Source organism: Alkalihalobacillus sp. BA299 (assembly GCF_017745675.1).
Lineage (GTDB): Bacteria > Bacillota > Bacilli > Bacillales > Bacillaceae_F > Alkalihalobacterium.
On the sequence record NZ_JAFLJM010000003.1, the window covers coordinates 40,000 to 52,744 of the forward strand.

Below are 12,745 nucleotides of genomic sequence, written 5' to 3' on the forward strand. Positions count from 1 at the left end.
ACGCTGGGCGCTGTAGCTAGACATCATCTGAAAAGTTATCTTCCTATCTTCTAAAAAACGCTTATAAAGCCCGTGTACCGAGAACTGTTTTTCTCTTCACGGGCTTAAAAAATTTTCTATGATAAAAACATTCTAAATCGCATTATTCTATTACAAGATTTTCTTCAACAAGAAATTGTTCTCTAAATGCTTCATTACCATTTACTGTCATAATTGGCAGTTCACCAATTACTTTGTATTTGCCCGCAGGGATTCTTTCTCCTTCAATCATTAAGTCCCACTCATCCGTAAACGTCATCGTTTCGTTAGGATTTAAAGTTTTTTCAACGATAGCCTGGGTAAACATCATACCTTCTGAATATTTGTAAACAACCTCATTTTTTTCAGTTACAACGATAAAATCAAAGAGCTGACCTGTAGGAAATTCTATAACCACCTCATCTTCCCCTTTATTTGTAAGAGATAATGTAAATGAAAGCTTGTCTGCTTCCTTATCTACTTTTAACGATGTCACGAGTGTACTCACTTCTTCTCCCCCTTGCTTTTTCTCTGCATCACTATTTTCTGTTACTTCATCAGATGTCCCACATCCTACTAATGCTAAAATAACCATTACTGTTATGAATAGTATTTTATTCACGAATATACCTTCCTTTCTAACCTTCTTTTCTAAATAAGCCAAATATACCAGCAGTCTCAACAATATTCGTAAATGCACTAGGATCAACTTCTTGGATGACTTTCTTAAGTTCATAGAGCTCATATCTAGTGATTACGATCATTAACATCTCTTTTTCTTCTTGAGAGTAACCTCCTTTTGCAGGTAGGCGAGTAATTCCTCTCGTCATTCGATTATGTATAGCTTCTCTCAGTTTATCCGCATTTTTAGTAATAATAAAAGCAGTTAATTTAACATGTCTCGTATATATCGCATCAATGACCCTTGAGCTTACATATAGTGTTACAAGGGTATAAAGAGCTCGTTCCCAATCAAATAAAAGACCAGAAGTAATGACAATAAGTGCATTCAATAAGAAAAAATAAATGCCTACTGGACGATCACTCTTACGTGACAATATGAGAGCAATAATGTCTAATCCTCCAGAAGAAGCCCCCCATTTCAATGTAATCCCAGCACCAATAGCTAGGATCACTCCTCCAAATACTGCATTTAAAAGGAGATCAGAAGAAATCTCAATCACTGGGGTGATTTCAAGAAAAAATGTGGTGAGGATTACATTTATAAAACTAAAAAGTGTAAATGATTTTCCAATTTTTAACCAACCTAATATAGCAACTGGAATATTCAATAGGAATAAGAGAATCCCTGTTGATAAAGGGATGACGGTTGCAATGAGCTGAGCTACCCCTGTAAATCCACTAGCAAATACATTCGCTGGAATTAAAAAAACATTTAAGCCAATCGCTATAAGTAAAGCACCTATAATTATAATAAATAACTTTTTAACAACTTCCATTCATTCACCTGCTCCATAATTCTAATTGTAGTTTTAACGTTTACTGTCTATATTAAACACCTCATCATAGAGAAAGCTCACTGTCCATTAGTGAGCTTTTTGTTCCCTGCAAATGAGTTGACTATTAAGCCAATCAACGACAGCTAATATTCCTTCCCTTGAAACTTTATGATCTGCTAAAGGGTCACTAATAAAAGTGACATCACTTGAACTATTGAGAACACACATATCTCCACATACCATTATTGATAGCTACATTTTATCTTATTCCGTAAAAAAATAGTAATAAAAAGAGCTGATCATGTCGGATGATTTAAAGAGACGTGGACACAATAAAAAGAGAACAACCATGAGGGAGGGATTGAAGTGCCTGTAACAAAAGATGACGATAAGAAGAAAAGAGATAACAATGCAAAACTTCAGGAGAAAAATCGTTTACGTGAGAAAAATGCTGAACTTGGTAAAAACCAATATTCAAAAAAGACAGATCATTTATAAGCCACATGTTATAAGAAAAGCGCAAGCGCCCGTTTAGCGGCGTATATCCTTGCGCCCCACCGTATGAGATAAAGGATACACGGCGAGTGCTAACGAGGCGATGTTGACTTATCGTAAGGAGGGGGAGCGAAGTCCACTAGACGCTGGGCGCTGTAGCTAGACATCCTCTGAAAAGTTATACTTTCTTGTCTTATCAAAAAAGATGCAAGCGACATTATGACCCTTGCATCTTTTACTTTAAATTATTTATATAATTCTTTCACATCAGAGATTACGTTTTCCATTCCTGTTGCTAGTTCACCTTCCCAAGCTAGCATTCCACCCGAATAATTGCATACTTTCTCAAAACCACAATCTTTAAAAAACAACGCTACATTTTGACTTCGGTTACCACTTCGACAAACGAAAATATACTCTTTATCCTTATCGAAATCGTCAATTAGCGCAGGTAAATTATGCATAGGAATAAGTGGAATTTTATTAATGTGTCCTTCTACATATTCTTCAGGTTCACGTACGTCAATTACGATAGGCTCCGCTTTTCCTGCTTTTACTATGCTTTGTAACTCTTCAAACTCTACCTGTTTAATTCCATCAACTTCAAAAGACATTTGTAACACCTCACCGTTAAGATTAAATCATTTTATCATTTAACATCACGTTACTCAATTGGATACCTCTTTAGCTTCCATAATCGATAAGTATGACTAACAATTACTTTCCCGACAGCATAGGTCGGAACTGCTAATATTAACCCTAGAAGCCCAGCAAAACGACCAGCTACTAAAAGGAGTAATATAATCGTTAATGGATGAATAGCTAGCTTCCTTCCCATAACTTGTGGAGAAATTAAGTTACTTTCCACTTGTTGAACAATAACGACGACAATGATCACAAGCAAAACCATTAGTGGAGAATGCAATAACCCTACAATTACACTTGGGATCGTCCCAATCCAAGGGCCAACGAAAGGAATGACATTGGTAAACATCGCTACTAATGCTAAAACAAGTGGATAATCAAGCCCAATTATAAGAAATCCGATGTAACACATCACTCCAACACAAACACTTACAATAATTTGACCTTGAATATAAGAACTAAGAGCAGTATCCATATCTCCTAAAATATGTCGACCATCTTGTTGCTGTTTCTCAGGTAAAAAACGAAGTACTTGTTGAGGTGCTTTTTCACCTTCTTTCAACATATAGAACAATACGAAAGGAATAATAATCATGATGATTACAATATTTGTAATGAAACCAATAAAAGCTGCAATATTTGTTCCAATAGCAGAAACAATTTCATTTAAATATTCAGCAAACCTAGACGTTAATTCTTCAATGGTATAGTTTTCATTTTGTTGAAATCTTGCCACCCATTCATTCTCCTGTAATTGAATGAGAAGATCGCGTATTTCGTTAATGAAAACCGGCATTGCTTTAATTAAGCTGTTAAACTGACGTTGTAATTCTGGACCAATTAATAAGATCAATATTGTTACAATTGAAATAGCACTTAAATATAAAATCAATATCGATATTCCTCTTGGCATCCACCTGGAAAGCAGGTTAACAAACGGTCGAGATAAATAATATAAAACCCCAGCAATAATAATAGGTGCAAACAATGTTTGTACTAGAACAACAATTGGTTTAAAAATAAATTGCACTTTTGTACCTAATAAAATAATTAAAAAAACGAGGATAACTCCATAACAAAAATAAAAAAATTTGCCTCGAGGCATTTTCTCACCCCATATGTAAAATTATGCTAACACAATCATTATATCATTATTTTGGAGTAAGAAAGCAACTCGTTTCTTCTCTACTATGATTTTGAATAGTAAAAAAGGATTGAATTTTGTCCCCTATACTGTACAATAGAAAAAAATTGGCTTATTTTCTATTCTTTAAAGTCGACTTACGGGAGTAGGTAAAGAGAGTGTAAAACAAACCTACTTCTTACTTTTAGGGGGATCAGAATGAAAAAATCATTACAACTGTTTTTTGTATCAGTTATAACTGCGCTCATTTTAGCAGCTTGCGGGCAAGGAGAAGGACCTATTGAACCTGAAGAAAATGGTAGTGGAATTGATTCAGATCATAATGAAGAGTTAATTGAAGACAGCGAACAACCTGAGGAAATGACTGAACCTACTACTGATGATGACGAAAATCAAGAAGTAACTAGCGAAGCAACAGTTCATCCTGTAGAGTTATTTTTTTCTGATAATGAAGTTATGGAAATGTACAAAATAGAGACAACCATTGAAGCTGAAAAAGAAGACGTTTTTATTAAGACGTTAGAGGCTTGGGTTGCAGGGCCAAGCAATGACCATTTAATTTCTTTAATCCCAACTAATGTCAAGGTTCAGTATGTCGAAGAAGAAAATGGAATTGCACACGTTTCATTTTCAAAAGAATTACTAGATGCAAATGTAGGTTCTGGGGCTGAGGAAATGCTTCTTCAACAAGTTGCTCTAACCATGAAGCAATTCGGTTTTAACAAAACATTGATTTTAGTTGATGGTGAAGTTCAAGATATGTTATTTGGTCATATCGATACGAATGTCCCAATTGAAGCTATGGATATTAACAAAATAGAAAAATTTAATGAATAATAAATACTAAAAACCGGTAGTGAAGTCACTACCGGTTTTTTTATATCTGTATCTCCCTTTCTCTTTTGAACTATTCTTTTTTAGACACTTAATTTGGTAATTGTTTAATAGATTTGACAGAATACTGCCTATTTAATATAGTATAATTGGGTTTTTTTCCAAAAAAATGAAAAAGGGGGAAATTTTATTTATGGAAAAGAAAAAATTATTACTTCTCTTTGTATCAATCGTTTCAGCCATGTTTATCGTTGTAGGTTGTGGAGCGAATGAAGCCCCTGAAGAGGGAGCTGCAGAAGGTGGCGACGCACCAGAAGTTGCCGAAGATTTTAAAACAGACCTACAACTAGGAACAGGGAGTACTGGTGGGACATACTATCCGTTAGGTACTGAAATTGCAACTGTGTTAAATGCTAATGTTGAACATGAAGGATTTAATGTAAGTGCAATTGAAACTGGGGCTAGTGTTGATAATCTAGCACGTATCGCTCGAGGTGAAATTCAACTAGGAATGACTGTACATCTACCAGCACTTGACGCTTTAAAAGGTGAAGGTGAATTCGATGGCATGAGTGTAGAAAATTTCGGTTTTATGGGTCACATATACCCTGAAGTCATGCAAATTATTACTGTGGATGGAACAGGGATAGAATCGATTGCCGACTTAGAAGGAAAGCGTGTGGCAATTGGACCACCTGGTAGTGGTACGCAAGCTGCTGCAAAAGCCATTCTTGCTGCTTATGGTATAGAAGATGGCGACTATGAATCTTTTGAAGAGGGCTTTGGTGATGCAAAGGATCGTTTACAAAATGGTCAAATTGATGCATCATTCGGTCTATTAGGTTTACCTGCAGGAAGTGTAACAGAATTAGCCTTACAACGTAATGTCAAACTTTTATCTATTGACGATGAACAATTAGCGCAAATTGAAGAAGCAAGCGGTTATATGGGATATGAAATCCCAGCAGATGCATATGAATTCTTATCAGAGCCAGTACAAACCGTTACAGCATACGCAGTGCTAGTTGGCTCTACTTCGCAAATTAGTGAAGAGCTAGGTTACGAAATTACAAAAGCATTATTTGAAAATTCTGGAAATATCACACATGACCAAGGTAGACATCTAACAAAAGAGAACGCATTATCTGGAGCAGAAGGTTTACCACTTCATCCTGGTGCCGACCGTTACTTTGAAGAAGCTGGGTTAAAATAATCATCATTTTGCTCAGAAGGACCGGGCATACTCTGTCTGGTCCTTAAAGCTATTATCTTCACTTTTTTAACATTATTTATGTGGTGGTGACCTCTTTGGAAGAGAATAACAATCAAAAGCTAGAGAAAGAGATATTAGCAAAGTTTGATAAAGAACAAGCTTACAGGCAAGCGCTTGGAAAATGGGGATGGATCGTAGCTGTTATTGCCATTACACTTACATTCTTTCATTTGTATACTGCATTTGTCGGCCCCTACCGTTCCCTTATCCAGGGTGCCATTCATCTAGGTGCTGGCCTATCACTTATTTTTCTTCTTTATCCTGCTAAACGAACGTTAATCCAAAAGCCAGGTATAGCATGGTACGACGTTATCCTCGCGTTCACAACACTATATGTCAATTTTTATGTCGTGTTTCATTATGAACGTTTAACAAATCGGGCGATTGTCTTCGGTTTTGAAACAATGGATATTATCATAGCTACACTCGGTATTATTTTACTACTTGAAGCAACTAGACGTGCTGTTGGTTTACCGATTGTTATTATTGCTGCCACAGCATTAGCTTATGGTATATGGGGAAAAGGGATCCCTCACTTTGGGCACGCAGGGTTTGACTGGTCTGTATTATCCGTAAGAATGTATTTTAGTTCAAGCGCTATTTTTGGTACACCTATACAAATTTCATCGACGTACATCTATTTATTTTTGTTTTTTGGTGTCATGCTTGTCCATACGGGTATCGGTAAATTTTTTAATGACTTAGCCTTTGGAGCAACAGGAAGATTTACGGGAGGTACCGGAAAAGCTGCCGTTACAGCAAGTGCGCTGCAAGGAATGGTGACTGGAAGTAGTGTTGCTAATACAGTTGCCTCTGGGTCATTTACGATACCCATGATGAAACGAGCTGGCTTCAGACCAGAGTTTGCCGCAGCATCAGAAGCGAGTGCTTCAACTGGAGGACAAATTATGCCGCCAATTATGGGGGCAGCAGCTTTCATTATGGCAGAATATACTGGAACTCCATATAGTCAGATTATTATTATTGCAATCATTCCAGCTCTATTATATTTCTCTGGTGTTATGATGGGTGTTCACTTTGAAGCTAAAAAGCACAATATATTAGGATTATCAAAAGATAAACTTCCATCCTTTAAAGGTTTATTAAAACAAATCGACTTAATCCTGCCACTCGTTGCCATAATCGGTTTCTTATTGGCTGGCTATACACCAACATTTGCGGGACTTGCAGGGATCGCTACCGCTTTTGTCGTCAGCTTTTTCCGTAAAGATACACGGCTTGGCTTTTGGAAGATTTTATACATTTTAGAACAAGGTGCAAGAGTGGCTCTCCCTGTTATTGCCGCTTGTGCTAGTGCAGGAATCGTTGTTGGTATTGTTACAATGACTGGACTTGGCGGTAAAATTGCTGGTGGAATATTAGATCTTGCCAGTGGATCATTTTTCTTACTTTTATTCTTTACAATGTTAGCATGTATTTTACTAGGCATGGGATTACCTACCACAGCAAACTATGTAGTTACAGCATCGATGGCTGCACCCGCTCTTATTATGTTTGGGGTACCAGATATCGCGGCTCACATGTTTGTCTTCTATTTCGGAATAGTTGCTGACATTACACCGCCTGTCTGTTTAGCCGCTTATGCTGGGGCAGGTATTGCCGGGGCAAACCCAATGAAAGCAGGGATAAATGCTCTAAAGCTAGCCATAGCTGCATTTATAATTCCTTATGCCTTCGTTTATAACCCTGTACTTGTCTTACAAGACGCTACATTCACAACTTTAATCATACCGCTAATCACCGCATTTGTCGGCATGATGGCAATCAGTGCAGGAATGATGAATTACTATATTACTAATCCTAAATTGTATGAAAGAATCATTCTTTTTATTTCAGGAATTATGCTTATCTACCCAGGAAATGCACTCATTTCACTAAGTGGAGCAGGTTTGTTAATTATAATTAGTGTCGTTCAATCCATGCGTAAAAAACAGTTAGTGACCAATACTCAGTGAATATTCATATCATAAATTACGTCGCTGTCTATGCCATAAGGGGCAAAAATAGCGACGTTTTTATCTGTTCCTAATTCAATTATTCTTCATAGAACACATCAAAGTTCTCCCATAACTCTTCAAGTTGATTTAAACGCTTTTCTACTTTCACATGTTCCGAGCGTGTCACAGCAGTAATTAATGCACTAATAACACTAAATGGAGCAGCAAACGAGTCAATAAAAGAATTAATTTCTGTGGAAGAGATTAGCGTTATATCACCATAAGGTACGAGAGGAGACATCAGATGATCCGTGATCACAATGGTTTTTGCTCCACTTTGCTTAACGTATTTTAATGCTTCTACGGTACGTTTTGTATAACGAGCAAAGCCAAAGCCAATCACGAGATCATCTTTTTCTATATCTAATAAATGTTCACTCATTCCATCGGCCTGATTTAACATTTCGGTATTTTGTAAAATAAGATCTAAATAAAATTGTAAAAACATTCCTAAACTCGTTGCACTGCGGTAGGCAATAATGTAAATTCGTTTAGCTCTCGTTATTTCTTTCACAGCTTGTTCAAAGGCTTCAGGACTGATTTGATGGAGTGTATTTTTTAGATTTTGAATATCATCAGACAATATCTCTTTTAAAGAGTTTTCAGGTGAATCTTCTTCATCCGTCGTTTTCATAAATACTTCTGCTGATGTCCATTTTCGCTTTAATGCTTCTTGTAAATGCCGCTGGAGATCTGGATAACCTTTATAGTTAATAAACACCGCAAAGCGAATGACGGTTGCCTCGCCAACACCTACGTTTTTTGCAAGCTTTGAGGCGGTTAGAAAAGGAGCCGTTTCAGTGTTATTAATAATATAATTAGCTATTTTTTTCTGTGACTTGCTCATTTTATCTAGGTTGTCGACAATCCTTTGATATACATCGTTTTGAAGCATAAAACCTCATCCCTTTTAATATCGTGGTCCTTCGAACATTTTTTTAAGTACTTTTTCATATGCTGAAATGGTCATCTTTACTTCCTTCATTGTATGAGCTGTTGATAAGCTATAACGATTCAAAGGCTTAGTATAGATCCCTTCTGTCAACAGATGAAAATCGATTTCCTTTCTCGTCGTCAAATCTGTTTTTTGAAGGTCTCGATAATTTAATATTTTATCTTTCTTAGTCAATACTACACTAAATATAGAACCGGCGCCAACCGCTTTCATCGGTATTTTATAGGCTTTGAATAAGGCTTCGAGTCGTTTTTTTAATTCTTCAGTGGTTGCGATGACGCGGTCCAATTCTGTTTCTAGTAGTTCGATTGTTCTTAGTCCTGCTGCTAGGATCGTAGGGTGACCATTGTAAGTTCCACTATGGAATAATACTTCTTTTGCTGAAGAACTTTTACTCTGACTTGAGTCAAAGACGTCTGATGCTGATGATGGAGCACTCTCCATCATAATCTCTCTTTTTCCACCAACAATACCGATTGGATATCCCCCACCAATTACTTTTCCTAGAGTAGTCAAATCTGGTTTAACATTATAAAGCTGTTGTGCGCCACCTAATGCTAATCGATATCCTGTTTTAACTTCATCAAAAATGAGAACGATATCTAATTGCTCTGTCAGCTCTCTTAGCTTGTAAATAAACTCTTTCTTAGCAGGAATAAATCCCCCTTGAGCTGGCTCTAATACTACTGCACTAATTTCATCCTTCTTTGCCCGTAATATTTCTTCACAAGATTTATAATCATTAAAAGGGAGAATAATGGTATTATGTTGATGATACTCATCCATTCCTTTCGATTCAGGAACTGCATTAGGCTTCTTCACGTCCCCAGCTTCTTTTAGAGAAGGATTTACACTTAACAACACTTGATCGTAGCCACCGTGATAATGCCCTTCAAATTTTGCGATCTTATGCTTACCTGTATATGATGCTGCAATTCTTAATGCTAATTGCGTTGCCTCAGTTCCAGAATTTGTGTATCGCAATAATTCAATACTTGGATAATGCTCTTTTATTTTCTGCCCCATTTTTACCTCAAGTCCATGTGGGGTTCCAAAAAGACTTGTTCCGTCATTGTCTAATTGCTCTATTATTGCTGTTTTAATTCTTTTGTCTCCATGTCCTAACATAAGTGCTCCATATGATAGTAAATAGTCAATATACACATTTCCATCTATATCAGTTACATATGCACCATTTGCTTTTTCCATAACGATTGGATATGGAGCAAAATATTTAATATTGGCAGTCACCCCTCCTGGCATTACATCTTTTGACTGCTCAAAAAATTCATATGATTTTTTCGTCTTATTTGACAGTGTTACGATCGGATGGTTATCCACTCTTCTAATAGCCAAGGTTTTTTCCCCCATTTAATTTATACTTCATTTTACTTTCAACATGAAATATATACTTCATAATACACTATCCCTTTGAAATTATGAATAATTTATTTCGTTTTTTATATTTTATGAATAAAAAAATTCAAAATGAACAAATTCACTATAATTAGGCTTTAATTTAAGCCTATTTTTTTCAACACTTCCCTTTAAATGAGATTGCTATTATGATCTATATATAGTATTGCAAATTTGTGAATTTCTTCTTTCATTTTCCTCTCATATATAAATGTCAATCTTTATTTCGAACTGAATAGAAGTTACCAATGAATTAAATCTTTCATTTTCTATTTAATTTCTAATTATTTCTTTCGTTTTTGACGTTATTCTACTAACCTTGTTATAATGTGCCTAGAATACGAATATTGGAGGTTGATAGTTGTGGCTCAGCCAAAATACATTATGAACATTGACAAACTTGAGCAAATCCCAAAAGCAGAACGAGAAAAACTGAAACAAATTACAGATAAATTTGTGTTCAGAGTAAATGAATATTATTTAAGTTTAATTGATTGGGATAATCCGAACGATCCTATACGGAAATTAGTCATACCAAATGAAAATGAGTTAGAAGAGTATGGGCGCTGGGATGCTTCCGATGAAGACACGAATTATGCAGTCCCTGGGTGTCAGCACAAATATAAAACGACTGCACTACTTATCTGTTCGGAAGTTTGCGGAGCATACTGTCGTTACTGTTTCCGTAAACGCTTATTCCGTAACGATGTAAAAGAAGCGATGTCTGATGTAGATCCTGGTCTAGAGTACATTGCCAACACACCTGAAATTAACAATGTTCTTCTTACAGGAGGAGACCCGTTAATTCTAGCTACAAAAAAACTGCGTTATATCCTTGAACGCTTACGTGCTATCGATCACGTTAAGATCATTCGTATTGGCTCTAAACTTCCTGTATTTAATCCAATGCGTATTTATGAAGATGAAGAATTACTGAATTTAATTCGTGAATTTTCAACGCCAGAAAAACGCATTTACATTATGGCACATATTAACCATCCAGTAGAAATTACCGATGAAGCAAGAAAAGGTTTCCAAGCACTGCATGAGGCAGGTGCGATTGTCGTTAACCAAACACCTGTATTAAGAGGCATTAATGATGATCCGGTCGTTTTAGGAGACCTTCTTGATAAACTTTCTTGGGCAGGAGTAACCCCATACTATTTCTTTGTTAACAGACCAGTTGCAGGTAACAAAGATTTCGTTCTAACGTTAGAAGAAGTGTATAACATTGTTGAAGGGGCAAAAGCACGCACTTCTGGTTTAGGAAAGCGCGTTCGTCTTTCAATGAGTCATACATCAGGTAAAATTGAAATTCTAGCGATTGAAAATGGAAAAGCTTACTTAAAATACCACCAATCTCGTGATAATGAATACGGTAAGTTTATGGTACTCGACTGTCCAAAGGATGCTGCTTGGTTTGATGACCTTCCAGGTAACGAGCAGTATTGGAATAAGCCAGCAAAGAAAACAGATGAAGTTATTTCTGTTAATGAACTTCCAGATGTTCCACAAGGTAAAAAAGGGAAAGCACTCGTTTAAAGTGTGTGTAAAGAGGTTGACAGACGATGTCAGCCTCTTTTTAGTTACTAAGCTTTTTTCACTATTCGACATCACTAGAAAATGATAGAATAGAACTATCTTTATTCCAAGAGGTGTGTTATGAAACTCCGGGGCCAATCCATCATAGTAATGATAATTCTAAGCTTAGTTCTAAGTGGGTGTAATCAAGGGAATGTATCAAAAGCATCAAAGTCCACTGCCACTCCTTCGCAATTTGAAAACCAACATCTTTCCGTAACCTATGAAGGACATTCTAATGCTGTAGTGGATAATGAAAATGGATTTTATTTATCCTTTCAAATCGATCAACTTGGACCTTATCCAATCGATGATAAACATTTTTCATTTGCCTTACAAAAAACAATAGAAGATAATTTAGGGAATGAATATGAAAGTATTAAAACTGAAGTTTTAACAACAAAAGATAACGGTGAACCGCTTCCTGAAAAAACGATTTATTTTAGACAATACTTCAAGCCTGAGTTGAAGGAAGATAGTCGCTATTTACCTGTCATGTTTTTTGCAAAACCTCTTTACTATAAGAAAACGCTCTTATTCGAAAACTTGGAACACAATACAGAGAATGATATAGTTAATGATTTAAACATTGCCCGCGTTGAAGCAGATAAAAAGAAATTAACTCTCTATATAGAAGATGTCCACAATATCCAAGGCTTAGAAGCAACATTAATTCATTCAGAAGAAGAAATATACCCTATTTTTGCTTCTACAGAAACTAGTCAATTTAATCACTCTGTCGTTGCCCACTATGAATTTGCTGTCGATATTCCAGATCCTTTCACACTTAAAATCAAACGACATCGTCTTCAAGATCAACTTTGGGAATTCCCATTAACAATTACACTAAATTAGGCTGACTAAATGTCAGCCTTCTAATACAATAAATCTAGATACTTAACACTA

General features: G+C 36.1%; 12 protein-coding genes. 6 read left to right on the plus strand and 6 right to left on the minus strand.

Translation table 11 applies throughout. The features are described 5' to 3' along the window. Positions 1-142: 142 nt before the first annotated feature. Positions 143-640 carry a BsuPI-related putative proteinase inhibitor gene (locus tag J0N78_RS04630; protein ID WP_209121861.1) on the minus strand — a complete coding sequence of 166 codons (498 nt, stop codon included), beginning with the start codon at positions 638-640 and terminating at the stop codon, positions 143-145. 16 nt (positions 641-656) lie between these two features. Further along, on the minus strand, positions 657-1,478 hold the full coding sequence (locus tag J0N78_RS04635; RefSeq protein ID WP_209121862.1) for a YitT family protein: 822 nt from the start codon (positions 1,476-1,478) through the stop codon (positions 657-659). A 366-nt stretch (positions 1,479-1,844) separates the two neighbouring features. Here J0N78_RS04635 and J0N78_RS04640 point away from each other — a divergent pair, with 366 nt between their 5' ends. Beyond that, positions 1,845-1,976, plus strand: a complete 132-nt coding sequence (locus J0N78_RS04640; RefSeq protein ID WP_209121863.1) for a DUF3941 domain-containing protein — start codon at positions 1,845-1,847, stop codon at positions 1,974-1,976. A gap of 242 nt (positions 1,977-2,218) precedes the next feature. Here the strand turns inward: J0N78_RS04640 and J0N78_RS04645 are convergent, their stop codons facing one another. Beyond that, positions 2,219-2,587 (minus strand): rhodanese-like domain-containing protein, encoded by a 369-nt coding sequence (locus J0N78_RS04645; protein ID WP_209121864.1) that lies wholly within the window; start codon positions 2,585-2,587, stop codon positions 2,219-2,221. Positions 2,588-2,637: 50 nt separating this feature from the next. After that, positions 2,638-3,723 (minus strand): AI-2E family transporter, encoded by a 1,086-nt coding sequence (locus J0N78_RS04650; RefSeq protein WP_209121865.1) that lies wholly within the window; start codon positions 3,721-3,723, stop codon positions 2,638-2,640. Between the two features lie 237 nt (positions 3,724-3,960). Between J0N78_RS04650 and J0N78_RS04655 the strand changes: the two genes are divergently transcribed. The 3 genes from J0N78_RS04655 (at position 3,961) to J0N78_RS04665 (ending at position 7,845) form a co-directional block, all read left to right on the plus strand. Then, the gene (locus J0N78_RS04655; protein ID WP_209121866.1) at positions 3,961-4,599 is read left to right on the plus strand and encodes a GerMN domain-containing protein; all 639 of its coding nucleotides are present in this window, start codon (positions 3,961-3,963) and stop codon (positions 4,597-4,599) included. Positions 4,600-4,789: 190 nt separating this feature from the next. After that, complete coding sequence (locus J0N78_RS04660) at positions 4,790-5,809, plus strand: TAXI family TRAP transporter solute-binding subunit (RefSeq protein ID WP_209121867.1); 1,020 nt, start codon at positions 4,790-4,792, stop codon at positions 5,807-5,809. Positions 5,810-5,895: 86 nt separating this feature from the next. Beyond that, positions 5,896-7,845 carry a TRAP transporter permease gene (locus J0N78_RS04665; RefSeq protein ID WP_307794900.1) on the plus strand — a complete coding sequence of 650 codons (1,950 nt, stop codon included), beginning with the start codon at positions 5,896-5,898 and terminating at the stop codon, positions 7,843-7,845. A gap of 79 nt (positions 7,846-7,924) precedes the next feature. On the opposite strand, the gene J0N78_RS04670 is transcribed toward J0N78_RS04665, so the two are convergent. Next, positions 7,925-8,782 (minus strand): MurR/RpiR family transcriptional regulator, encoded by an 858-nt coding sequence (locus J0N78_RS04670; protein ID WP_209121869.1) that lies wholly within the window; start codon positions 8,780-8,782, stop codon positions 7,925-7,927. Positions 8,783-8,797: 15 nt separating this feature from the next. After that, positions 8,798-10,198 carry an aspartate aminotransferase family protein gene (locus J0N78_RS04675; protein WP_247747136.1) on the minus strand — a complete coding sequence of 467 codons (1,401 nt, stop codon included), beginning with the start codon at positions 10,196-10,198 and terminating at the stop codon, positions 8,798-8,800. A gap of 423 nt (positions 10,199-10,621) precedes the next feature. Here J0N78_RS04675 and J0N78_RS04680 point away from each other — a divergent pair, with 423 nt between their 5' ends. Together J0N78_RS04680 and J0N78_RS04685 are read left to right on the plus strand one after the other, a co-directional pair. Beyond that, positions 10,622-11,800 (plus strand): KamA family radical SAM protein, encoded by a 1,179-nt coding sequence (locus J0N78_RS04680; RefSeq protein ID WP_209121871.1) that lies wholly within the window; start codon positions 10,622-10,624, stop codon positions 11,798-11,800. 120 nt (positions 11,801-11,920) lie between these two features. Further along, a complete protein-coding gene (locus J0N78_RS04685) occupies positions 11,921-12,694 on the plus strand; it encodes a hypothetical protein (protein ID WP_209121872.1) in 774 nt (257 codons plus the stop codon). Positions 12,695-12,745: the final 51 nt, after the last annotated feature.